Source organism: Ilumatobacter sp. (assembly GCF_041688325.1).
GTDB lineage: Bacteria > Actinomycetota > Acidimicrobiia > Acidimicrobiales > Ilumatobacteraceae > Ilumatobacter_A.
The window spans coordinates 1-23,490 of sequence record NZ_JBDNIJ010000334.1 but is presented as its reverse complement, the minus strand read 5'-3'; the positions used below and the strand labels follow the sequence as shown (position 1 = coordinate 23,490).

22 protein-coding genes are annotated in these 23,490 nt (G+C 63.7%); 14 read left to right on the top strand and 8 right to left on the bottom strand.

The window, feature by feature from the left end:
* Positions 1-244: 244 nt before the first annotated feature.
* Positions 245-967, top strand: coding sequence for an EF-hand domain-containing protein (locus ACH2EI_RS17415; RefSeq protein ID WP_395160970.1), 723 nt, complete (start codon positions 245-247; stop codon positions 965-967).
* A gap of 31 nt (positions 968-998) precedes the next feature.
* Here the strand turns inward: ACH2EI_RS17415 and ACH2EI_RS17410 are convergent, their stop codons facing one another.
* Entirely contained in the window at positions 999-2,249 is a 1,251-nt protein-coding gene (locus tag ACH2EI_RS17410) for a pyridoxal phosphate-dependent decarboxylase family protein (protein ID WP_395154613.1), read from the bottom strand.
* Between the two features lie 49 nt (positions 2,250-2,298).
* Positions 2,299-3,183 carry a TauD/TfdA dioxygenase family protein gene (locus tag ACH2EI_RS17405; protein WP_395154614.1) on the bottom strand — a complete coding sequence of 295 codons (885 nt, stop codon included), beginning with the start codon at positions 3,181-3,183 and terminating at the stop codon, positions 2,299-2,301.
* A 102-nt stretch (positions 3,184-3,285) separates the two neighbouring features.
* On the opposite strand from ACH2EI_RS17405, the gene ACH2EI_RS17400 reads away from it, so the two are divergent.
* Genes ACH2EI_RS17400 through ACH2EI_RS17380 form a run of 5 tightly spaced genes read left to right on the top strand, consistent with a single transcriptional unit; the run spans position 3,286 to position 9,831 of the window.
* Positions 3,286-4,317: an extracellular solute-binding protein gene (locus ACH2EI_RS17400; protein ID WP_395154615.1), complete on the top strand. Its 1,032-nt coding sequence runs from the start codon at positions 3,286-3,288 to the stop codon at positions 4,315-4,317.
* A gap of 12 nt (positions 4,318-4,329) precedes the next feature.
* On the top strand, positions 4,330-5,970 hold the full coding sequence (locus ACH2EI_RS17395) for an ABC transporter permease (protein WP_395154616.1): 1,641 nt from the start codon (positions 4,330-4,332) through the stop codon (positions 5,968-5,970).
* Between the two features lie 31 nt (positions 5,971-6,001).
* Positions 6,002-7,177: an ABC transporter ATP-binding protein gene (locus tag ACH2EI_RS17390; protein ID WP_395154617.1), complete on the top strand. Its 1,176-nt coding sequence runs from the start codon at positions 6,002-6,004 to the stop codon at positions 7,175-7,177.
* A gap of 30 nt (positions 7,178-7,207) precedes the next feature.
* Positions 7,208-8,158: an LLM class F420-dependent oxidoreductase gene (locus tag ACH2EI_RS17385; protein WP_395154618.1), complete on the top strand. Its 951-nt coding sequence runs from the start codon at positions 7,208-7,210 to the stop codon at positions 8,156-8,158.
* Complete coding sequence (locus tag ACH2EI_RS17380) at positions 8,155-9,831, top strand: amidohydrolase (protein ID WP_395154619.1); 1,677 nt, start codon at positions 8,155-8,157, stop codon at positions 9,829-9,831. Before ACH2EI_RS17385 ends, ACH2EI_RS17380 begins: the two co-directional genes overlap by 4 nt.
* A 12-nt stretch (positions 9,832-9,843) precedes the next feature.
* On the opposite strand, the gene ACH2EI_RS17375 is transcribed toward ACH2EI_RS17380, so the two are convergent.
* Positions 9,844-10,791, bottom strand: a complete 948-nt coding sequence (locus ACH2EI_RS17375) for a CobW family GTP-binding protein (RefSeq protein ID WP_395160968.1) — start codon at positions 10,789-10,791, stop codon at positions 9,844-9,846.
* Between the two features lie 39 nt (positions 10,792-10,830).
* On the opposite strand from ACH2EI_RS17375, the gene ACH2EI_RS17370 reads away from it, so the two are divergent.
* Positions 10,831-12,045 (top strand): CaiB/BaiF CoA transferase family protein, encoded by a 1,215-nt coding sequence (locus ACH2EI_RS17370; RefSeq protein ID WP_395156468.1) that lies wholly within the window; start codon positions 10,831-10,833, stop codon positions 12,043-12,045.
* Here ACH2EI_RS17370 and ACH2EI_RS17365 read toward each other — a convergent pair.
* The 3 genes from ACH2EI_RS17365 to ACH2EI_RS17355 form a co-directional block, all read right to left on the bottom strand.
* The gene (locus ACH2EI_RS17365; protein ID WP_395156466.1) at positions 12,039-13,454 is read right to left on the bottom strand and encodes a serine hydrolase domain-containing protein; all 1,416 of its coding nucleotides are present in this window, start codon (positions 13,452-13,454) and stop codon (positions 12,039-12,041) included. The genes ACH2EI_RS17370 and ACH2EI_RS17365 overlap by 7 nt on opposite strands.
* Before the next feature lie 4 nt (positions 13,455-13,458).
* Positions 13,459-14,811: a serine hydrolase domain-containing protein gene (locus ACH2EI_RS17360; protein WP_395160966.1), complete on the bottom strand. Its 1,353-nt coding sequence runs from the start codon at positions 14,809-14,811 to the stop codon at positions 13,459-13,461.
* Positions 14,812-14,878: 67 nt separating this feature from the next.
* Positions 14,879-15,226, bottom strand: coding sequence for a 2Fe-2S iron-sulfur cluster-binding protein (locus tag ACH2EI_RS17355; RefSeq protein ID WP_395156462.1), 348 nt, complete (start codon positions 15,224-15,226; stop codon positions 14,879-14,881).
* Positions 15,227-15,288: 62 nt separating this feature from the next.
* Here ACH2EI_RS17355 and ACH2EI_RS17350 point away from each other — a divergent pair, with 62 nt between their 5' ends.
* A complete protein-coding gene (locus tag ACH2EI_RS17350; RefSeq protein ID WP_395156460.1) occupies positions 15,289-15,663 on the top strand; it encodes a hypothetical protein in 375 nt (124 codons plus the stop codon).
* A 36-nt stretch (positions 15,664-15,699) separates the two neighbouring features.
* On the opposite strand, the gene ACH2EI_RS17345 is transcribed toward ACH2EI_RS17350, so the two are convergent.
* Entirely contained in the window at positions 15,700-16,575 is an 876-nt protein-coding gene (locus tag ACH2EI_RS17345; protein ID WP_395156458.1) for a hypothetical protein, read from the bottom strand.
* Positions 16,576-16,610: 35 nt separating this feature from the next.
* Between ACH2EI_RS17345 and ACH2EI_RS17340 the strand changes: the two genes are divergently transcribed.
* On the top strand, positions 16,611-17,261 hold the full coding sequence (locus tag ACH2EI_RS17340) for a hypothetical protein (protein WP_395156456.1): 651 nt from the start codon (positions 16,611-16,613) through the stop codon (positions 17,259-17,261).
* Between the two features lie 78 nt (positions 17,262-17,339).
* Here ACH2EI_RS17340 and ACH2EI_RS17335 read toward each other — a convergent pair whose 3' ends face one another.
* Complete coding sequence (locus tag ACH2EI_RS17335) at positions 17,340-18,470, bottom strand: aminopeptidase P family protein (protein WP_395156454.1); 1,131 nt, start codon at positions 18,468-18,470, stop codon at positions 17,340-17,342.
* A 277-nt stretch (positions 18,471-18,747) separates the two neighbouring features.
* Between ACH2EI_RS17335 and ACH2EI_RS17330 the strand changes: the two genes are divergently transcribed.
* From ACH2EI_RS17330 to ACH2EI_RS17310, 5 genes are all read left to right on the top strand, one after another.
* A complete protein-coding gene (locus ACH2EI_RS17330; protein WP_395156452.1) occupies positions 18,748-19,101 on the top strand; it encodes a YciI family protein in 354 nt (117 codons plus the stop codon).
* Between the two features lie 17 nt (positions 19,102-19,118).
* Positions 19,119-20,366, top strand: coding sequence for an RNA polymerase sigma factor (locus ACH2EI_RS17325; protein WP_395156450.1), 1,248 nt, complete (start codon positions 19,119-19,121; stop codon positions 20,364-20,366).
* Positions 20,367-20,431: 65 nt separating this feature from the next.
* Positions 20,432-20,770, top strand: a complete 339-nt coding sequence (locus ACH2EI_RS17320; protein WP_395156448.1) for a glutaredoxin family protein — start codon at positions 20,432-20,434, stop codon at positions 20,768-20,770.
* Between the two features lie 86 nt (positions 20,771-20,856).
* The gene (locus ACH2EI_RS17315) at positions 20,857-22,284 is read left to right on the top strand and encodes a pyridoxal-phosphate dependent enzyme (protein WP_395156446.1); all 1,428 of its coding nucleotides are present in this window, start codon (positions 20,857-20,859) and stop codon (positions 22,282-22,284) included.
* A gap of 58 nt (positions 22,285-22,342) precedes the next feature.
* Positions 22,343-23,490, top strand: a 1,148-nt coding sequence (locus tag ACH2EI_RS17310; RefSeq protein WP_395160972.1) for a cystathionine gamma-synthase, incomplete at its 3' end; no start/stop codon positions are given.

Below are 23,490 nucleotides of genomic sequence, written 5' to 3'. Positions count from 1 at the left end.
GCCGTGATGTGTACGACGGTGTGGTGTGCGTTTGCTATTGCATCGACGATCGCGATTGCGATTGTGGCGAAACGATTGGTTGGCGACATGAGTTCCTCAAAATTGCGAGCTGATAGATCACAGCATGACGGACAAGAGATGACACGGCGATAACAATCCGTGTGAGGTTGCCGTCACCCCACCTTCGCCACGATGAGTTCCGTCACCGCGCACGAGCGGGGCCGGACACCAACGGAAGGCAGCTATGACAACCGGGAATAAATCCATCACACGCGGCGGGTCCATTTTGCTCTTCGCACTCCCCTTCACTCTCGCCCTCGCCCTCGCCCTCGCCCTGATGGCGTGCGACCGTGACGAAACTGTTGAACCTGCAACGACACCCGACGCGCCGGCAACGACACTCGAGTTGCCTCCAACAACATCTGGAGCACCAGCAACGACATTTGTAGCGACATCTGTGGACCCTGCAGACGCGGAGAACACTGGGTCAGCTGAGTTCCTCGCAGCATTTGGGGCACAAGCACAAGACGGTGTGGACCACAACACACTTGATGCCTACGCCACCACGTTCGACCGCATCGACGCCGACGGTGACGGCATCGCCACAGGCGACGAGTACGTCGTTTCAGGGCACTTCGGCGAAGCCACAGCAAGGGCGATCAACGCTGCGCAAGACTTCAACGACGACGGCAAGGTCACCGTCAACGAGTACGTCGAACATCGGGTCCACACCGATGAGGGCAAAGCAATCATGCTCGCCATCGACACCGATGGCGACCAAGAGCTCACGCTCGACGAACTGATCAACTCACAGATTCTCTCCGAGTCAGTAGCAACCGAACTCTTCGGAAAGGAACTCGACACCAGTGCCAACGGCGCAGTGACGGTTCCCGAATGGCTCGGGACGTGGGGGAAGTGGGTATGGGGAAGCTGGCTTGGTCCAGACAGGGTTCCCGCCGAACAATGACCGCCAGTGAAACCAAACGCTGATGACGCCGCTATTCGAGGGTGGCGTACGTGGTACTGCGGTCTTCGGTGCTGGTGCCGCGCACCGCTGAAACACACTCGGCAAGGTCGCCAAGGTAGTCCTCAATGACGCCGGTGTTTGTGTTGCTCACCGTCGAGTGCAGGTTGTCCGGCGGTGTCTGGCGATCGTGGTACCAACCCCTGGCGAGCAGGGCGTCACCGAGCGCGAACATGTCGATGCCACTCCCAGATTCGGCCGCCATGGCAATCAGGTGCAGCTGGCTGTCACCGAGGACCCGGATGCCGTCGATACCCATAATCCCGGCGCGCATCAAGTCAGCATTGATCAGCGTCTGCTGTGTGAGTTCGACATAGCCGTCGATTCCCAGGTGCTGCATCACGGCCCACGCGCACGCCATCGGCAGCCCCGATCGGGTCCCCTGCATGTTCGGCGAGGCATAGAAGCCACCGAGCCAGTCGTCGAAGACAAAAGTCTGGTAGTTCCGGGATTCCTTCGTGTCGTGCAGGATCACCGACACGCCCTTCGGGGCATAGCCGAGCTTGTGGATGTCGGCAGAGATCGTGGTGACGCCGTCGACTCGGAAGTCCCAGGGCTGCACCTCGCGCCCGAGCCGCTCGGCGAAGGGGAGCACGAAGCCGCCCATGCATGCGTCGACGTGGCAATTCGCTCCGACCGACTTGGCGAGCGCGGCGATCGCCGGAATGTCGTCTTGCACGCCCTGCGGATACTGGGGCGCAGATCCAACGACGAGTGCCGTGTTTGGCCCGACGGCGTTGGCCATGGCTTCAACGTTGGCCGTGTAGTCGGCATGCACCGGAATCTTGTGGACCTTCAGACCAAAATTGTCAGCGGCCTTGTGGAACGCGGCATGGGCAGTTTCTGGCAGCACCATCTCGGGTTCGGTGACGCCACGTTCGGCAAGGGCCCGTTTTCGGGCGGCGAGTACGCCGCACAGGATCGACTCGGTGCCACCGCTCGTCAGGAAACCCGACGTGTTCTCGTCGCCGTTCAGCAGGTCGGCAGTCCACCCGACAACTTCGGACTGGATGTGTCGGAGCGACGGAAATGCCTGCGTGTTCAGCGCGTTCTCGTGGAGGTAGAGCCGCGCTGCCTGCTCAGCGACCTCGTGAACTGTGGGGCCACCGTCGTAGACCATGCCGAAGGTTTTGCCATCGGCCCACTTGACATCACCGGCCCGTTTCTCGGTGAGCTCAGTGATGACCTCATCGACCGGACGTCCCTGTTGACCCAAAGCTGCCATGGCCAAGTGTCGCGCAGGTCGAGCTGGCACCTCGCACCGCGTCACCCGATCAGGTAGCGGCAGCCACGCGGATCGCGAGCGTCGCTTCGTGGCGACGGTCGGTATCGACGGCAACGCGGTGCATCATGCGGCGATGTTTCGGGTAGTCGGCCACCGCGTAGTGCTGCGATGCCCGGTTGTCCCAGATGGCAATCGTGTTCGGCCGCCAGCGCAGACGCACCTGGTGGTCAGGCCGGTTAATCGAATCGAGCAGATAGTTGACGATCCGTTGCGACTCGGCGGCACCTGTGCCCATGATCCAGCGAGCGTTCGACTCGCTCACGTTGATATACGGGCGCCCGGTGACCGGGTGGTGCGACACAATCGGCCACACCGCCGAACCGGCTTCGGCCAGCATGTCGGTGATCCCCTGGTTGCCGCCGCGCTCGTATGCTCCGTTGCGGAATTGCCCGGGGTCGTGGCAGATCTCCATGCCTTCGAGGTCGGATCGGAAGCCGGCGTCCAGCGAGTCGTACACCGAATACATGCTCGCCCACAGCGTGTCGCCACCGACCGGCGGCAGCTCGATTGCTTTGAGAATCGAGGCGAATGGCGGCTTTGGCCGGAACGTCATATCGGTGTGCCACTCGGACGCATCCGGGCGGTCGCCCGGTTCCCAGGTGAGCACAGCCACGTCGTCGTTGCCATCGAGGGTGGTGTAGCTGTGGTGACGCGGGGCGAGTTCGCCGAGCCGCCGGCCGAGTTCGACGTGCATCTCTGGTGCGAGCGGCTGGTCGCGGAGGAACAACACCTGATGCTCGATCAGCGCGACATACAACGCATCGACGACTGCATCGATCTGTGCGTCGCTCCCACCCAACGCTGCAGTGAGGTCGAGCCCATGCACTTGCGCACCCAGCGCCGGCGACCAACGCTCCACCAGGAAATCGCTCATTGTCCAAGGGTACTCGTGCTGTCGACGACATGTTGACGCTGGTCACACACTGCTGTTAGGCATGCTTGACACATTTCGAGAGGAGCCGTCTACACTCTTGGCATGTCACGTTCTCACTACTGTGCACGAGTCGCCGCCACCCTGGCAGCAATCAGTCTGATTGCTGCATCTTGCGGGGGCGACGATGCCGACATCACGTTGTATTCTGGTCGAAGCGACGAGTTGATTCAGCCGATTATCGACGAGTTCGAAGCAGCCAGCGGGCTCTCTGTTGAGGTCAAATTCGGCAACTCCGCTGACCTCGCATTGTTGATCGATGAAGAGGGCGAAGCTGGCGAGAGAGCAGCCGATGTCTTTCTCTCACAGAGCCCCGGCTCGATGGGCTTCCTCGAAGAGCGCGGCCGCCTCGGCGTACTGCCCGAGTCGACCTTGGCGCTCGTGCCAGACAACGTGCGCGACGACGGTGGCAGCTGGGTCGGATTCTCTGGTCGCCAGCGTGTGCTGGTCTACAACACCGACGCCGTCGACCCGGCGGATCTGCCGAGCAGCGTCTTCGACATGACCGATCCACAGTGGAAGGGCCGTGTCGGCGTTGCGCCGGGCAACGGTTCGTTCCAGGATTTCGTCACTGCAATGCGCGCCACGCAAGGCGACGCGACCACCCTCGCATGGCTCAAGGCGCTCGACGCCAACGATCCGGTGCTCTATGCGAACAACAGCGCCATCGTTGCTGCCGTTGGCCGTGGCGAGGTCGACACTGGCCTCGTGAACCACTACTACAACTACCGAGCACTGGCCGAGAACCCCAATCAGCCATCTGCGAACCATGTATTCGCCACTGACGATCCGGGTGCCGTACTGATCATCACGGGCGCCGCAATCCTCGCCGGCGCCGACAATGCCGGGCCTGCAGCCCAGCTCATCGACTTCCTGCTCGGCTCGAGCGGCCAGCAGTACTTCGCCACCGAGACCTTCGAGTACCCATTGGCCATCGGCGAGTCACCCGCCAACAACGTGCCACCGATCGATTTCAGCAGTGACGTCAGCAACGCCGGTGGCATCGCGTTCGAAGACCTCGCAGGCGGGCTCGAAGCAACACGTGCGCTCATTGCTGAGGCGGGGCTCGAGAGCTGACGATTGGACCCTGTGGTCGACTTCGCACTCGACGTCGCTGAGCCGACGCCGACCGATGGACGATCGAAGCGTCGCGTCACCGCTGGGGGTGGACGCTCGAGTTGGGTCACCCCGAGTCGCCTGTTCGGCCTGCTGATCGGTGCCGGTTTTGCCGGCCCCGCTGGCTTCGTCGTCTGGCGCACCATCCGGCTCGGCGGCGACCTTGGCACTATCGCGAAGGAAGTACCTGGGCCGCTGTGGCGCACGGTGCAATTGTCCGTCCTTGTCTCGGTGTCGGCCGCATTCATCGGCACGGCGCTCGCCTGGCTCGTCACCCGCACCGATCTTCGAGGGCGACGCTTCTGGCGGATCGCTCTGGTCCTCCCCCTTGTACTTCCGTCGTTCGTCGGAGCTGCAGCGTTCATCGCGGGCCTCGCGCCCGACGGCATCATCCATGATGCACTGTCTGTCGTCGGCATTACTCCGCCGCGCCGCTTTCGAGGCTTGGGTGCAGCGTGGCTCGTCCTGACGGCGTTCACCTACCCGTACGTTTACCTCCCGGTCGCGGCACGGCTGATCGCCCTACGCTCCAGCCTCGAAGAGAGCGCCCGTCTGCTCGGCCTGTCGTCGGCTGCCACGTTCTTCAGGGTGACACTGCCGCAACTCCGTCCGGCAGTCTTCGGTGGCGGCCTGCTTGTCTTCCTCTATACGTTGAGCGAGTTCGGCGCTGTCCAGTTACTCGGCTTCGACACCCTCACACGAGTCATTTTTGCGACTCGCCAATCGAATCGAGCGTTGTCGTTCGCCTCGGCCACCGTCGTCCTGATGCTGGCCCTCGCCGTCGTCGCGTTCGAACGGTCCCAGCGCGGCAGCAGCCGACCTGACGACCGGTCGACAGCCGTCGTTCGGCGCAGTCATCTCGGCTGGCGCCAGGCCCCGGCACTGGCCGGATGTTCGCTCGTCTTGCTCGTCGGCCTCGTTATCCCGATCACGAGCCTTGCCACCTGGGCGCAACGCGGCATCGCCGAGGGCCGTGTCTCGATCAGCGATCTCATGCAGCCGGCCACCAACACGGCGACCGTCGCGGTCATCGCTGCCGTGTTCGCCGTCGCAGTCGTGATGCCCATTGCCCTCGCTACGACGCGACGGCCGCATCGCAGCTCCGACATCGCCGCCGTCTCAGTCATCGTGGGCTTTGCGATTCCGGGCCTCGTCATCGCTCTCGCCCTCGCCGTGCTCACCTTGAACACCCCCGTGCTCAAGGGGCTCTACCAAACCAGTGCACTGCTGATCATCGCCTACGTCATCCACTTCGGCAGCCAAGCGCTGGCGAGCACCGAGTCAGCTGTGCGCGCTGTCCCACATGCCCTCCGCGAGTCCAGTCGACTGCTCGAACCGAGCCCGATCCGTCGCTTCTTGCACGTCGACTTTCCCTTGATGCGCCCTGGCCTGGTTGCTGGTGGCGGCCTCGTGATGCTGTCGACACTCAAGGAGCTCCCCGCGACGCTGCTCCTCTCCCCCATCGGCTTCTCGACGCTGACCACCGAGATCTGGGCGTCGTACGAAGAGGGTTTCTATGCCGCAACCGGCCTCGCCTCGCTCGTCCTGGTCGCAGTCTCAGCAACGCTGACCTGGTTCCTCGTCTTGCGCCACAGCGAAGTTGTTCGCGGCTGACCCGTGAGCTGACCCGTTAGAATTGGAAACGATGTCGAGCGCACCAGACACCCTCGCTGGAGCGGCCGTCTCACTCAGTGGAATCTCGGTCGTCTACGCGACCGACGGCGGCGATTCGGTCGCCGCGGTCACCGCTGCCGACCTCGACATCGAAGCCGGATCAATCGTTGCACTCCTCGGCCCGTCAGGCTGCGGTAAGACCTCGCTCCTTCGGGCGATCGCCGGGCTCGAGGCTCCCACGGCCGGGTCGGTCGCCATCGGCGGCGCGACGGTCAGCAGCCAGGGCTCGGGCAAACGGCAGTGGGTCAACCCCGAGAAACGCAACGTTGGGATGGTGTTCCAAGACGGCGCCCTCTTCCCCCACCTGACCGTCACCCAAAACATCGTGTTCGGCCTCCGCGCCATGCGTAAAGAACTGTCACGGACCGAGGTGCTGACACGCGTCGACGAACTACTCGACCTGGTCGATCTGCAGGGCTTCGGCGACCGTCTACCCAACACGCTTTCCGGCGGGCAGCAGCAGCGCGTCGCCCTCGCTCGGTCGCTCGCTCCGCAACCAAAGGTGCTCCTCCTCGACGAGCCGTTCTCGGCACTCGACACCTCACTCCGCGTGCAGGTGCGCGCCGAAGTCGCACGCATCGTGCGCGACGTCGGCGTGACCACCGTGTTCGTCACCCACGACCAAGATGAAGCGTTCGTACTCGGTGACAAAGTCGCTGTCATGCAGGCCGGGAACATCGAACAGTTCGGTACGCCCGACGAGCTCTACCGTTCTCCCGCCACGCCGTGGGTTGCTGGTTTCGTCGGCGAGGCCAATTTCGTCCTCGGCGTCATTGCCGACATTGCCGACATTGCCGACATTGCCGACAACGCCGCCAACGTTGCAGTCACGCCCATCGGCGTCGTCACGATCGACGACCGGCGTACCAACCCGACAAGCAACGAAGTTCAGGTGCTGGTTCGGCCCGAGCAGGTGAACTTGCGCCAGAACCCGACTGGTGGCACCGCAGCGGCGACCGTCCGTACCGTGGAGTACTACGGCCACGACGTGCGCTACGAGATTGAGTTGGCCGACGGCACAGTGCTCGCCGCTCGCACCCACTCGACCGAACTGTACGAGCGGGGCGACACGGTCTACCCGTCGTTCCAGAGCCGCCAGCGCGGCTCCACGTCGGCAGCATTCTCGGTCAATCGCGCCGAGGCCTGAGTCGGCCGGGTGGCCGCGTAGTCTGCGTCCGTGACCGAACCGCTCCACATCACCGATCTCCGCATCTTCACCGAACCCCAGCAAGGCGCCTCATACGACGACCTGCTCGCCGTTGCGCAGCGCGCCGAAAAGCTCGGCTACGGCGCGTTCTTCCGAAGTGATCATTACTTGGTGATGGGCGACGGCGATGGCCTCCCGGGCCCGACTGATGCATGGATCACGCTCGCCGGGCTCGCTCGCGATACCTCCACGATTCGCCTCGGCACGCTCGTATCGTCGGCGACCTTCCGCCAGCCCGGGCCACTGGCCATCAGCGTGGCGCAGGTCGACCAGATGTCAGGTGGCCGTGTCGACCTCGGGCTGGGCGCCGGCTGGTTCGCCGCTGAGCACGAGGCCTACGGCATCCCGTTCCCCGAACTCGGCGAACGGTTCGACCGGCTCGAAGAGCAGCTCGAACTGATTACCGGCATGTGGGCGACGCCAATTGGTGGGACCTACTCGAAGCCGGGCGGCCAGTACCCGATCATCGACTCGCCAGCCCTTCCCAAGCCGGCCCAGTCGGCACCACCCATCGTCATCGGCGGCGGCGGGCCAAAGCGCACGCCAGCACTGGCCGCCAAGTACGCAGCCGAGTTCAACACTCCGTTCGTCAGCCGCGAGTTTTTCGTCGAGCAGACCGGCCGCGTTCGGGCCGCGTGCGAGGCGATCGATCGGAACCCTGACGAGCTCGTCTACTCCGCCGCGCTCATCGTGTGCGTCGGCGCCGACGAGGCCGAAGTCGAACGGCGCGCAGCAGCACTCGGCCGAGAGCCTAGCGAACTGCGCGAGAACGGCCTGTGTGGCACCCCGGCCGAAGTCGCCGAGCGGATGCGATCGTGGCGCGCTGCTGGCGCCGAACGCTTGTATCTGCAAGTGATGGATCTTGCCGATCTCGATCACCTTGACTTGATCGCCAACGATGTCGTGGCGGAACTCTCATGAGCGAAATCACCGTCATCCCGGCCCGATCGATCATCACGATGGACCCCAGCCAGCCGGTCGTCGAAGCAGTGGCGATTCGTGAAGGCAAGGTCCTGGCGGCGGGTTCGCTCGAGGAGTGCACGAGCTGGGGGCCGCACACCATCGACTCCCGCTTCGCCGACCACGTCCTCACACCCGGGATGATCGAGGCCCACGGCCATGTGTTCGAAGGTTCTTTCGGGCTACTCCCTTACGCCGGCTGGTTCCCGCGGCATCGCCCCGATGGGAGCATGGCCGATGGCATCCAGACCTACGACAAACTCTTCGAGCTGCTCCGCCAACTCGACGAAGAGACGCGGGGCTCACAAGAACCAATCGTCGTCTGGGGCTTCGACCCGATCTACTTCACCGACGAAGAACGGCTGACTCGCCATCACCTCGACCGAGCATCGCTGGAACGGCCAATCTTCGTGTTCCATGCAAGTGCCCACCTCGCCACCGTCAACAGCGCGATGCTCGACCACAACGAGATCACCCGCGACTCGGCAACAATTGGTGTGGCCCGGGACGCCAACGGCGAACCCAACGGTGAGCTGCAAGAAATGCCAGCCATTGCGCTCGCGACGTCGGCAATCCATCTGATCATGCGGCTGATGGGTGACCCCGAGGCCATCCGCACACTCGGCCAGATGTGTGCGAACGTCGGCATCACGTCACTCGTCGACCTCGGTGCCAGCGGCGTCACCCGACCCCAGGGCCAAGAGCTGTGGCGCCAGATCGTCACCGACGACTTCCCGGCACGCATTCATCAGCGCCACCTGATCGGCATGATGCCAGGGTCGAACGACTGGGCAGCCGCTGCCGATCTGGTGCAGCAGTTCAAACTCGAAGACACCGACCGCCTCCGTACGGCCGGCCTGAAGATCGTGCTCGACGGATCAATCCAGGGCTTCACCGCGAAGATGAAGTGGCCCGGCTATTTCAGCCCGGGAGGCCAAGCTCCCGCCGACCACGGTGTGTGGATGGTTCCGCCCGAGCAGTTGATCGACATGGTCCGACCGTTCCACGAGCGGCGCATCAACACTCACGTGCACTGCAACGGCGACATGACGATCGACCTGTGGCTCGATGTCGTCGAACAGTTGCTGTTGGAGTCGGCCTGGCTCGATCACCGATACACCGTGCAGCACAGCCAACTGACGTCGCCAGCCCAGTACCGCCGCATGGCCAAGCTCGGCATGTGCGCCAACATTTTCACGAACCACATTTGGTACTGGGGTGACCAGCACCACGACATCACGGTCGGCCCCGAGCGAGCCCGCCGCATGGAGGCGTGCGCCACCGCCGAGCGACTCGGCGTCCCATTCTCGATCCACTCAGACGCTGCCGTCACCCCGCTGGGCCACCTCCACACAATGTGGTGCGCGGTCAACCGCGTGACGCCATCAGGCCGGGTACTCGGCGAGAACGAACGCATCTCGGCTGAGTCGGCGCTGTACTCAGTCACCACCGGGGCCGCCTACCAGCTCCACGCCGACGACGAGTTCGGCAGCGTCGAGTGCGGCAAAGCAGCCGACTTCACCGTGCTCGAAGAGAGCCCCCTCACCATCGACCCGATGGGAATCAAAGACATCGGCGTGTGGGGCACCATCGTCGGCGGACAATCCAACGAGGCCGCACACCCGGGTTCCTGACATTCACAAGCGTCACGACGCGAGTTCGTCGAACGCAGCGGTCAGCCGAACGCTCAGCCCATCGTCGCAGAGGAGGATTGCTTCAGCGCGACTTCCCGGTCGCAGCCCGGTCACTTCGTGGACGGTCATCCGGCCGGCCACCACGTGAACCTCGAGGTGGTAGCCGTCGACGTCGAGCACCGCTTTGAGCCGCAGCACGTCACGCATCGCGTCGGCCATGCCGGCCACTCGTCCCGCTGCCACGGTGGTCCCCGACCACGACCAGCGCAAGTACCCCGCTTGCACATGCTCGGGCGCTGGCACTGCCCGCTCGACACCCGGCTCCAACATCAACGGCGGCCGCAACTGTGGCCGCAACGGCGGCCGCAACTGTGGCCGCGGCCCGAGAACCAGGTCTGTCGGAGCCGAACCGTCGACGATCGGGACGCCGGGAGCATGTTCATCGAGCACCTCCAACGCCCGCAGCCGCTGCTCCGGTGTACAGAGGTCGAGCTTCGTCGAGATGATGAGATCGGCGCCGGCGAGCTGACGGCGCACTTCTGAGCTGACGTAGCGGTCGTTCACCTGACGCCCGATCGAGTCGGCCGAGGCGAGCACGATCACTCCCCCCGGAGCGAACCCCACCGAGGTGCCCCACGCTGCCGCCGCCGATGGATCAGCGATCCCACTCGCTTCGATCACAATTTGCTCCGGTGGGAACTCGACATTGCGGAGCAAACCGAGTGACGCCATGAGATCGTTTCCCAACGAACAGCACACGCAACCATTGGGCAGATTGATCACACCGGTGTCGCTCGCCGCAGCAAGCAGTTCGGCGTCGATACCGATCGACCCAAAGTCGTTGACGATCACCCCCAGTCGACGGCCGTCGGGCTCGCGCAGAAGGCGGTTCAGTAATGTGGTCTTTCCGGCGCCGAGGTATCCGCCAATGACCGTGATCGGAATGTCAGGGCGCGCCACGACGCCATATTGGCATCAACTACCTGCCACCATCTGACCATGAACGATCAACCCGCCGATCAACCCGCCGATCCGCCCGCCGGTCCGCTTGCTGGCATCAAGGTCGTCGACATGTCGGTGATGATCGCCGGTCCACTCGCCGCGATGATGCTCGGCGAGCAGGGCGCCTCCATTGTCAAGGTCGAAGCACCGGGCTTGGGCGACATGATGCGCCACCTGGGAACGTCGAAGAACGGGATGACCGGGATCTTCATCAACAACAATCGCGGCAAGCGATCGCTCGTGATCGACGTCAAACAACCGGCCGGCCTCGATGCAATGCGCACCCTGATCGCCGACGCCGATGTGTTGATCCAGAACTTCCGGCCCGGGGCGATGGACCGCATCGGCCTGGGGTGGGATGCCATGCACGAACTCAACCCGAATCTGATTTACACGTCGATCTCGGGGTTCGGTCCGGACGGCCCGATGAGTGGCCGTCGCGCCTACGACAACGTCATCCAAGCCGCCTCGGGGCTGGCTGACGTCCAAACAAACCCGGCCAAGGGCGCACCCGAGTTGTTCCGGACGCTTGTGTGCGACAAAACCACTGCCTACACCGCATGCCAAGCAATCACGGCGGCACTTTTCGCCCGGGCTATGGGCAAGGCCGCTGGCCAGCACATCGTGTTGTCGATGCTCGACACCGCCATCGCCTTCCTCTGGCCCGACTCGGCGATGGACGTCTGCCTGACCGACGATGACGTCGACCGGGCCCCGACGCTTGCATCCAATTACACGACGATCCCGCTCGCTGACGGCTACGCAGCAGCCAGCGCGGTCAGCGAGTCCGAATTCGCCGGCCTCTGCGCCACGTATGGGCGTCCTGATATCGCGCTGGACCCGCGGTTCATCGGCCTCGTCTCGCGCTCGCTCCACAGGGAGGAACTCAGTGACGCCCTCCGCGACGCGGCGCGCAGCACGACCGTCGAGCAGTTCATGGCCGGTGTCGTCGAACATGATGTGCCCGGCACCAAGATCACAGCGTTGAGCGAACTCCACGACGATCCTCAGGTCATCAACAATCAGGTGTTCGTCGAGCGGAAGCACCCAGTTGCGGGCATGGTCCGTGAACCCCGCCCGGCAGCTCGGATGTCGGCGACTCCGCAGCACATCGGCGACCATGCACCTTCCTTCGGTCAGCACTCTGACGAGATCGTCACCGAACTCGGGCTCGATGCCTCAGCGCTTCGAGCGGCGGGCGTGATCTACTGACCCGAGATGAACCCGGCAGCCTCAAAGGCCCGGTTGATGATTGCTTCGAGGCGTGGAGTGTCGTCGGGGTACGGACCTGACACGGTGATCGACCAGATCACACCGTCGCTGCGGTTCAAGACCATGGCATGAGTGTTCTCGATCGTGCCAGTGTGGCCGTAGCGGCCATCGCCGTACGAGATCAGCCCGAGGCCGTAGCCGCGCTGGCCCGCGATTCCGCCGACGGGAGTCTCCATCAACGCGACCGTGTTGGGCTCGAGTGGCTTGAAGCCGGGAGTCGAGTAATCGAGTGAGTTCAAGATGGCGACGAGGTCGGTCGGTGAAGCAATCCAGCTTCCTGCTCCGCCGAGCGTCTCCATGTAGTTGCGGTCAGGGGTCGACGGGTGCAGCACCTCGCCTGGGCCGGGGTCGTACGTATTGGCCAGCCGAAGCCCAGACAGCCCGAGCGGCGTGAGTAGCTGCTCGTAGACAACCTCCTCGTAGCTCTTTCCGGTGAGTGCTTCGATCAGTATCCCGGCGACACAGAAGTTCATGTTGCTGTACCTGTAGCCACCGGAGCCAGCGCCCTGCCTGATGCCGAGCCGGGCGGCGTCTTCGCAGCTGTCGGCGCCATTGCGGAAGAACTGTGTGTCGTACTTCTCGAAGCCGGACGTGTGGTTCAGAAGCCGGCGGACCGTCAGCCGACGAGCGCCCGCCGACGGCGTCACCTGCAGCTGGTCGGCGACCAACTGGCCCACCTCGTCATCCAAGCCAACAACGCCGTCCTCGACAAGCTGCAGCAACGTGATTGCGGTGATCGGCTTCGAAATGCTCGCGATTCGAAAGCGATCACCAGGAGCGACCTCGTCCTCGCTGATGAACGGTGCCCGCAGGCCGAATGCATCCTCGTGCACGACCTCGCCACCGATGGCGACGGCCACCGATGCAGCGGTATTTCCGTTGCGGAGCAGCGCGTCTTCCAACGAGCGGTCGAACGCCGCCCAACCGGTCGGCGCCGCGGCCCCCGAGTCGTCGACGGGTGGTACTGCCGGCGTAGCGTCTGCCGCTTCGAACGCGAACGGGCGGAGTGGCTCGACCTCGAAGGTCGGCTCGTCAGTGCTCAGACCCAATTCATCGATGTCGGTCGTCGCGGTGTCGTCGATCAGGACGGTGTCGACGACTGTGTCCACGTCGCTATCGGGCACCTCGGTGTCGGCCCGTTCGGTGACCGACGGTGCAGTCTTTTCATCCGGGTCGGTACCAGCCGGGTCGGTTCGGCTGATGTCGGTGGCGACCGGCTGGACCGTGGCGGGCACGAATCCAGGCGATGGTCGGCTGGTCGGGTCGGTGTCGGTACAGGCCGCAAGCACAGCCGCAAGCACAGCGACGAGCAACACTGCGCCGATTCGACCGCCGTTCGTCCGCTGCACCGCCTCAGCCTTCGTCAAGCGGCTGTGGGACAACGACGTACGAGCCATCGGTGAATCCGCCAAGCACGAGCGCATTGTCGACAATTTTCGCGAGGTCGCGGGTCGAGGCCGGGTAGTCACCACTGACGGTCACGGCCCAGGTAAATCCATCGGGGCGGCGAGCAAACATCGCGTGTGTGCTGTCGAGCGTGCCGGTGTGCCCAAAGCTGAACGCAACACCGTCCTCGGCATCGAAGATCATCAGGCCCATGCCGTACCCACTGGTCGGATCTGGCGGGATCGTGGTCGTCGTCACCGGTCCGGTCGGGTCTTGCTCGTCGACGGGCTCTGGCGGGTCGACCGTGATCGTCTGCATCTCGACCAACGTCGCTGCGTCGAGCAGCTTCGTGCCGGGCGTGGCCGGGTCGATCGAGTCGAGGATGGCAACGAGGTCAGTCGGTGTAGCTATCCATGCCCCAGCGGCGCTGAGCACTTCCATGTAGTTGCGGCCCTCTTCTGACCGGTGTTCGACATCGCCGACGCCGACGTCGAAGGTGTCGGCCATTCGCATCCCATCGATTCCCAGCGGATCGAGCACTTCACGCCGGACCACGTTCTCGTAGCGCTCACCCGTCAAGACTTCGATGGCGATCCCGAGCAGACAGAAGTTCATATTGCTGTACTGGAATCGCCCACCCGGCGTGCCCTGCAGGCTCTGTGTGAGCCCGACAACGGCGGCCTCGCGGCACGATTCAACCTCATTGCGGAAGAACAGGTTTTCGTACTGGGCGAATCCGGACCGGTGTGTGAGGAGCTGCCTGATCGTGAGCGCAGTGACTCCAACCGCCGGCGTGTCCACACCCAGGTCGCTCGCCAGCAGCGGACCAATCGGCGCATCAAGGTCGAGCGTGCCTGCCTCGACCAACTGCAGTGCAGTGATTGCCGCAATCGTCTTGCTGATGCTCGCGACTCGGAAACGATCCTCAGCTTCAGCAGCGTCTCCCGGCACCCGTTCGCCAAACGCCTCAGCATGTTCGAGCTCACCGCCGCGCATCACGGCGATCGACGCAGCGCTCGAACCGCTGCGGATCAGTGTGATTTGGAGATATCGGTCGACCGCCTCCCAGCCGGTCAGCGGGACGACCGACGTGATCGTGGTCGGGGCGCCTAACGTTGTCGATGGCCCTGGCTGTACAGACTCGGGCGTTGCCCCGGCCGCTGGGTCGGGTGATGTGGTCGACGACACCGCGGTAGCAACCGTGCTCGAGGGCGCAGTCACGGTTGAGCGCGGTGCGCTGCCCGACTCGATGGCGGATGACCCACACGCCCCAGCGACGAGGGCAAGGGTGAACCAAATCAATCCGTGTCGTGCAGCCAAGCTCACATGATGCCCGCTCAACCGCCCAGATCGATGTCAGGTCACTTGCGTCGAGTCCATGGGTGCGTCACGAGCACGGAGTGATTTCTGCTGCCGGGGTCGGCCCTGGCTCGTCGAAATCGCTTGAGCTCACGGTCATCACTGCCGTCAGCGTCATGTCGCCAAGGGCTTCTATCTGGCATGACAGTCGGGCGCTGCCCAGGTCCCGATTCTCAGCAAGTTCCGCTTCGGCTTCAGTCTTCGAGGAAGGTTCGCCGACATCAAAGTGCACCTGACAGGTCGTGCACTTTGCGTACCCACCGCACTTGTGCAGAATGTCGACCCCGTTCTCTTCGAGCGCGAGCACGAGTTTTGTGCCGTCCGCTACCTCGAAGGTCGAGGTTGAGTTGTTCGCTGTTGCGGTGATTTGTGCCATCGTCGAGTAATACCACGACCAGTCCGATGTTGAAAACACGAGCTGCCACTACGGTCAGCAACATGGAGTGGTACGAGATCTGTGAGTGGAATGCCCAGGACGCGACCAGCACGCTGGAACACATCGACGGGTTGCTCGCGCTCTGGACCACCGATGTCGATGTCCGTTCCCCCGAGGCCGCAGCAGCGTGCGATCGCATCGAGAACATCAGCCAGTCGTGGCGAGAGCACCACGACCAGCCAGCGTTAGCCGTTGAACTGTGGGCCCAACTGGTGGCGCTCCACGCAAGCCGAACCCATCACATCGCCAGCCATTCCGGCACGGTCGCGCAGATCAACAGGTCGACTGGCGGCGTACCGAAGTCTGCCGTCGATACAGCGCCCGGTGGTACGCAGCGGTTGTTCGACCCGGCGCAATCACGAACGGCGACATGGTGACAGTCTCGCCGACCGGTTGAACAGCAGAGCTGATCGTCAGGTCTGATCGAGGACAGCGCGGGCAACGATGTCAGTGCCGAACGCAGTGAGAATCGCCAGGTACAGCAAGCCGGTCGCGGCCATCACTGCGGAGTAATAGCGCTCTTTCAATGCCGCCCGAGTGACGAGTACGAGGATGATCGTCGAAGCCGCACACATCCCCCACATCCAGCCGAGTAAACCGCCCCAGCCGTCATCGACAGTGCCGAGCCAGACGCTGATCATGCCGGTCGGCAGCAGCAGGGCTCCGACCTCGAGCGGCCACAACCAGATGAGCGCAGTAACCATCTCGTTGAGCAGCTTGCGCGGCAGGCCGGGTTGGACGAGATACCAGTGCCCGAGAAGCATGCCATCGCTGATTGCACCGATAAACGCTGCGCCGATCAGCGTGCGTAGCAGTGCGACCGCCAGCGTGCCGAACGATGCGCCATCGGTGGCGTCGATAGCCGCGGCAATCAAGCCGATGAAACCGATTGCTGCCGGAACCAAGTCGAGGTTCGGGTTGAACTCGGATCCGGTTCGAACTGCTGACTCGTCGACGTGACGCTCAATACCGGTCATTGCTGCCACGCGCTCCGTTCGTCGGTCGAACTCGGCATCCTCGCCGCTGACACCGGCGCCCTTGCGGACGATCGACACGACCAGCGCGAACAGGCAGGCGAGGGCGACAAGCGCCGAGGAAATGTCGCGCACCGGGTCGAAACCCAATGCTAATCCTGCCGCGAGTGCACCGCCGGCAAAACAGAGGTAGGTGCCACGCAGGAGCCAGCCGTAGCCAACGCCGATGACGCGGCGGCGGGTGGTGAACCAGCAGAACAACATTCCGCCGGCCGCCCACTGCAAGAGCACCGTTGCGGCGTCGAGGCGGATCACGATTTGGCAGGGTAACGGCGTACGCTGGCGCCGCCATGGCCTCCACATGCCGCTCCCGTCACGTCACCTCTCGCTCGGTCGCCGTACTGGTCGCGTGCACAGCGTTACTCAGCTCCTGCTTCACTGGCGAACGACCCACGGTCAACGGTTGTGCGTCTGGCGAGGCAACAGGGAGCCTCGAGATCGACAGCGTCCTCGAACGATTCGATTGTGTGTCATCCGAGCAGTTCACCGCCGACTACACGGTGCTCACACGGCTCGGTAATTTCACATCAACGGCCCAAGTTGTCCAGGCCCCAAGCAAGCGTTCGATCACCATCAACATGGTCCGCTATATCTACGACGGCGAATCGATGATCACTTGTGATCTGTCACAGGGCACGTGCGAAGGCCAAATCAACGAGGCCCGCACCAGCGACGTGTTGCTGACCAGCGAATTTTACGCCAAGGCAATGGCAGCTCGGCTCCGCGCCGACGCCGACCGGCGCGTTGGCGATCCGGTTGCTTCCGAAATCACCCAGGGCGGGCAGCAGGCTCTCTGTGTCGATATTCCCGTCACTGGCGGCACCAAGCGCTACTGCGCCCTCGAGTCGGGCGCACTCGCATTCTTCGACGGAAGCGACCTGTTGATCGAACTGACGGGTTTCTCCCCAACACCCGACAACACAGCCTTCGCGACAAGCTGACGGTCACACTGTGCCTGACACAGTCTGACCAGTGCAACCGGCTACGGGCGCGAGCTCCGCGTCGGCCCCGGGCGCGAGCTATGCGTCGACGGAGATGAGGTGGTGGTCCGAGTTGTTGTAGCTCACCGGGCCGTCGTTGGTGGCTGCGGCGATGTCTTCGAGCCGCATGCCCCACTTGCCCGGGATGTAGATCCCCGGCTCGACGCTAAACGCATGGCCGTGTTCGAGCGGCAGGGCGTTGCCTTCAACGATGTACGGATCTTCGTGCGCTTCGAGGCCAATGCCGTGCCCGGTGCGGTGAATGAAGTATTCGCCATAACCGGCATCGTCGATAATTTTCCGACATGCGCGGTCGACGTCTTGGCAGGGCGTGCCGACCGTTGCTGCGGCAACTCCTGCAGCCTGGGCTTCGAACAGCACGTCGTATGCCTCGGCGACGTCGGGCGCGATGTCGCCTGTGAAGACACAGCGGGTGGTGTCGGAGCAGTAGCCGTTCATCGTTCCGCCGAAGTCGGTCAGCACGATCTCGTTCTTCTTGATGACCCGGTCGCCCGGGTGGTGATGCGGGCTTGCTGCGTTCTCGCCGGCGGCAACGATTGCGAAGTTGACCTTCTGTGCACCCTCTTCGATGATGCGGCGGGCGAGGTGCGCCGATACTTCGGCCTCGGTCCGGCCGACGAGTGGGATCTCACCGCGCTGGAGTTCGCCAGCAATCTTGTCGACGGCCGCGCCTGCAGCGGCGAGCGCGTCGAGCTCCGCCTGGTCTTTGCTCATGCGGAGGTGGCCAACCACGTCAACGGCGCGCGTGTACTCGGCCCCGGGCAGGTGCGGTAGCAACTCGACGAGGAAGCGAGCCCACATCTGGTCACCGATCGCAATGCGCTTCGAACCGGCGGCCAGTTTGCCGACGATGGCGGTCGGGTCTTCGGTCTCGCCCCAAGGAAGAAGTTCAAACACACCTGGCTGCGGTTCGACACGGGCTGCTTCGAGCCCGGGAATCACCATCGTGGCGACACCGTCGCGCGGTACAACGAGCATCGTCAGTCGCTCGAGCGGCATGGCGCTGTAGCCCGACAAATACGGCAGGTCGTGGCCGACCGACACCATGACGGTGTCAACGTTCTGTTCGACCATCGACGCCCGCACTTTGGCGAGCCGATCGAGGTAAACGGACGTATCGGATGCTGCCCTGCTCGCCGTGCTGCTCATGCACCCAGTCTGCCAGCAGCTGGCTCAGCCGTCACCTCCAGCGATCAGCCTTGGTTCGGGAAGATCACTTCGTATCCGGGCTCACAATTTCCGGATGCCACGCTGAGATCTTGGCTGATGCTGCAGACTTTTCGAAGCTGCCGGTCGGGTCATCAATCCAGTCGAGCATCTCGAACGACACATTTCTTGCCGTATTTCTTGCCAGCGATGTCCGGTTCTTCCCACACCGTTCGTCGTTTCTGAAACACTCAACAACACCACATACCGGAGACACCCCATGAAGTACATGCTCATTCTCACCAGCAACCCGACCGACGAGCCGACACCTGGCAGCAAAGCGTTCGGTCCGTACATGCAGGAATGGTTCGCCTACAGCGCTGCGCTGAACGAAGCCGGTGCCATGGTGACGGGCGAGGCTCTGCAGGGAACCGAGACCGCCACCACGGTGCAAATGCGCAACGGCGAGCGGATCGTGACCGACGGACCATTCATCGAGTCCAAGGAAGTGATCGACGGTTTCTACGTGATCGACGTTGCCAACCTCGACGAAGCCCTTGGTTGGGCGGCCAAGGTCCCGAACGCGACATTCGGGACCGTCGAAGTCCGCCCGGTCATACAGTTCGACGACTGAGCGCCAGCCGACCGACGATGCAACAGCAGGCCGGGATCGCCGAGATCTTCCGCACCGAGTGGTTCGGCCTCGTCGCCACACTCGTCCGCGATATCGGCGATCTCGGCCTGGCCGAAGACTCAGCCCAAGATGCCTTCATCGAAGCAACCGTCAACTGGCCGACACACGGCTCGCCGGATCGCCCCGGCGCGTGGCTGCTGACGACCGCTCGACGCAAAGCGATCGACCGGGTACGCCGCAACGCCCGATTTGCCCAGCGACTCCCACAGCTCCTTGAAGCGGTCACCGTGAACGGTCCCGAGACCGATGCTGCGCCGACCGGCCCCCTTGACGAGCAGCTCGCCCTGCTCGTCGGTTGCTGTCACCCGGCATTGGCACCGGAGTCGCAAGTAGCGTTGACCCTGCGCTCTGTCGCCGGGCTCTCGACAGCGCAGATCGCCCGGGCCTTTCTCGTTTCAGAAGCGACGATGACGCGTCGCTTGACGCGTGCGAAGACCAAGATCCGCGAGGCCCGGATCCCGTTCGTGCTTCCTGACCTCGACGCGCTCTCGGACCGACTGCCAGCCGTTTGCAACGTGATTTCGTCGATTTTCACCGAGGGGCACACGAGTACGGACGCTTCGTCACTTATCCGTGGCGATCTGTGCGACGAGGCGATCTGGCTCGCTGAAGTACTGACCACTCTCGTCCCCGACGACCCCGAAGTTGCCGGACTCCACGCTCTGTTCCTGCTGACTGATGCTCGTCGCGCGACCCGCGTCGACGACGACGGCATCCCGGTGCTGCTCGCCGACCAGGACCGTGCACGTTGGGATCAACGAACAATCGCTTGCGGACTCTCCGAGATCACCCGTGCCCACGCTCTCCGCCGAGCGGGCCCGTTCCAACTCCAAGCCGCGATCGCCGCGCTCCACGCGACAGCACCGTCGTTCGACCAGACCGACTGGCGCTCAGTGCTGCGGCTCTACGACGTGATGCTCGGATGGCAGCCAACCGCCGTCCTCGCGCTCAACCGGGCGATTGCTGTCCGCCACGTCGACGGCCCAATCGCTGCCCTGCGTGCTGTTGACGCGATCCCAGAGGCCGACGATCTTCGTGGCGACCTGGACCAATACCCGTACTTCCATGCGACTCGCGGCGAACTCCTCGCCGAACTCCACCAGTCGGCTGACAGTGCTGCGGCCTTCGATCGAGCGATCGCGGTCTGCTCGAACACCGCTGAGCGGGCGCACCTCGAACGTCGACGACGAGCGGTCGGCGGCTGAACAGGCCCGAAACTCCGGGCGGTTGTCGTGGCAAGTGACGGGCCCAACTCTGTACGGTTTCAACCATGGATACGACAAGCACAGCGCAGCAGATCGATCTCTACTGGAGGCCTGGCTGTGGGTTCTGCTCGAGCCTGCAGCGTGGCCTGGACAAGCTCGGCATCGAACGCGTCGAGCACAACATTTGGGAGAGCAAAGCTGATGCCGCAATCGTGCGCGAGCACGCGAACGGCAACGAAGTCGTGCCCACCGTCGTCATCGGCGACAGGGGCCTCGTCAACCCGTCTGCCGGCGAACTCCTGGCATTCCTTGCCAACAACGCACCCCATCTCCTCCCCGAAGGCATCGAAGCGCCTCAGCCGGGCAAGGCCGAGCGGTTCGTTGGTCGCGTCCTCGGAAGCTGAACAACTCGCGCTCCCCGGCCCATCCTGTTGTTGTTCACATACCTCAGCCCTGCCGGGATCGCGACTCACCTTGTATTCTTCGCGCTATGACTGATACATCGATTCCCGCTTGGGACGCCGACGGCATGGACATCGCCGAATCGATTCTCGACCTGATCGGCCAGACGCCGATGGTGCGCATGAAGCGCGTCAGCGAGGAACACGGCATCCGCTGCACATTGGCGATGAAACATGAGGTCACCAACCCAGGTGGTTCCTCGAAAGATCGACCAGCACTTGAGATGATCCTCGCTGCCGAAGCAAGCGGCGAGCTCCAGCCCGGCGGCACAATCGTCGAGCCCACGTCGGGCAACACCGGTGTCGGACTCGCCATCGTGGCTGCTCAGCGGGGCTACAAGTGCGTGTTTGTCATGACGAACAAGGCCGGCAAGGAGAAGGTCGACCTGCTGCGTGCCTATGGCGCCGAAGTCGTTGTCTGTGACGTTGCCGTGGCGCCGGAAGATCCCAATAGCTACTACTCCGTTGCCGAGCGGCTCACCCAGGAGCGCGGCGCGTTCCGCCCGAACCAGTACGCCAACCCGCACAACCCGGCAGCCCACACAAAGACCACCGGCCCCGAAATTTGGGAGCAGACCAAGGGCCGCATCACGCACTTCATTGCTGGCGCTGGCACATGCGGTTCGCTCACCGGCGCCGGCCGCTACCTCAAGTCGATGAATCCCGACATCAAGATCATTGCGGCCGACCCCGAGAAGTCGGTGTTCTCCGGCGGTTCGGGTCGCCCGTATCTCGTCGAAGGGGTCGGCGAAGACTTCTTCCCGGCCGCTTACGACGGTGACTTGTGGGACGAAGTCATCCCGATCAGTGACGAAGAGAGCTTCCTCATGGCCCGCTACGTCAGCGAGACCGAAGGCATCCTCATCGGCGGCTCGGGTGGAACTGCTGTGGCCGCAGCGCTGAAGGTCGCCAAGGATGCCGACGACGATGCTGTCGTTGTCGTCTTCAACCCTGATTCGGGGCGCGGGTACCTCTCGACGGTGTTCAACGAGAACTGGATGATGAACTTCGGGTTTCTCAAGGAGTGCGATCAGTGCGTCGGCGCAGTGCTCGACACTCGCAACGCTTCGATCGAGAACCTGCTCTACGTCAACCCCTCGGCGCCGGTCAGTGAGGCCATCGAGATCATGCGCAGCAACGGCGTCAGCCAGTTGCCTGTCTGCAAGAACACGCCGCCGTTCGCGAACGCCGAAGTGGCCGGCGCTGTCGACGAACTCCAACTGATGGACGTCATTCACCGCGACCCGGGCGCCATGGGCACCGCTGTCGAAAAGGTGATGGGCGCAAAGCTCCCCACGATCGGAGTCGGCCAGAAGGTCGAGCTCGCTGTCGAAATGCTCGAAACTGCCCCGGCACTCCTCGTGCTGTCAGGCGGCCAGCCACTCAGTGTGCTCACCCGCACCGACCTGCTCTCCTACTTCACCGCCATCGCAGAGGATGCACACAATCGTGACTGATCAAACCCACCCGGACAACACCCCAACCGCCCACCCGGACGACAGCAAGCAGGTCGACATGTCGGCTGGCTTCTCCACCCGGGCAATCCACGCAGGCCAAGAGCCTGACCCCACCACCGGCGCAGTCGTCGTGCCAATCTCACTGTCGACCACGTTCGCCCAAGACGGTGTTGGCAACCACAAGGGTTTCGAGTACTCGCGGTCGGGCAACCCGACGCGCACCGCACTCGAGACACAGATCGCCTCGCTCGAGCAGGCCCGACACGGCCTCTCCTTCGCCAGCGGTCTCGCTGCCGAAGACAACATCCTGCGGCTCCTCACCGTCGCCCCGGAAGGCAGCGGCAAGCGCGTCCTGCTTGGCAACGATGCCTACGGCGGCACCTTCCGCCTGATCGCCAAGGTCTGGGGTCCAATGGGCTACCCGTGGACCGCAGTCGACCTGACCGACCTCGACGCGCTGCGCGCCAATTGGCCGGACGACACCGGGATGATCTGGTTGGAAACCCCGACCAACCCGCTGCTCACGTGCTTCGACATCGAGGCCATCGCATCGATCGCCCACGAGCGTGGCGCAATCGTTGTGGTCGACAACACGTTCGCCACTCCGTACCTGCAGCAGCCGATCAACCTCGGCGCCGACCTCGTCGTGCACTCCGCCACCAAATACCTCGGTGGCCACAGCGACGTCGTCGGTGGCTTCATCGCCACGAGTAACGACGAGCTCGCCGAGAAGCTCGCTTTCACCCAGAACGCTGCAGGCGCCGTGCCGGCACCGTTCGACAGCTACATGCTGCTGCGCGGTGTCAAGACGCTTGCGGTTCGGATGGATCGCCACTGCGAGAACGCCCGTGCGATCGTCGACCTCCTCGTCGATCACCCGGCCATCGAGAAGGTGCTGTACCCGCAGCTGCCCGATCATCCCGGCCATGCAGCAGCTGCCAAGCAGATGAAAGACTTTGGCGGCATGGTGTCATTCCAGGTCCGGGCTGGTCGCGAAGCAGCGATGCGCGTTGCCGGTTCGACGTCTGTCTTCACGTTGGCCGAGTCGCTCGGTGCTGTCGAGTCGCTGATTGAGCATCCGGCTGCGATGACGCACATGTCTGCCGCTGGCTCGCCGCTCGAAGTTCCCGACAACCTGGTCCGTCTGTCCGTTGGCATCGAAGACAAGGCCGACCTCGTCGCCGACCTCGAACAGGCTCTCGACTC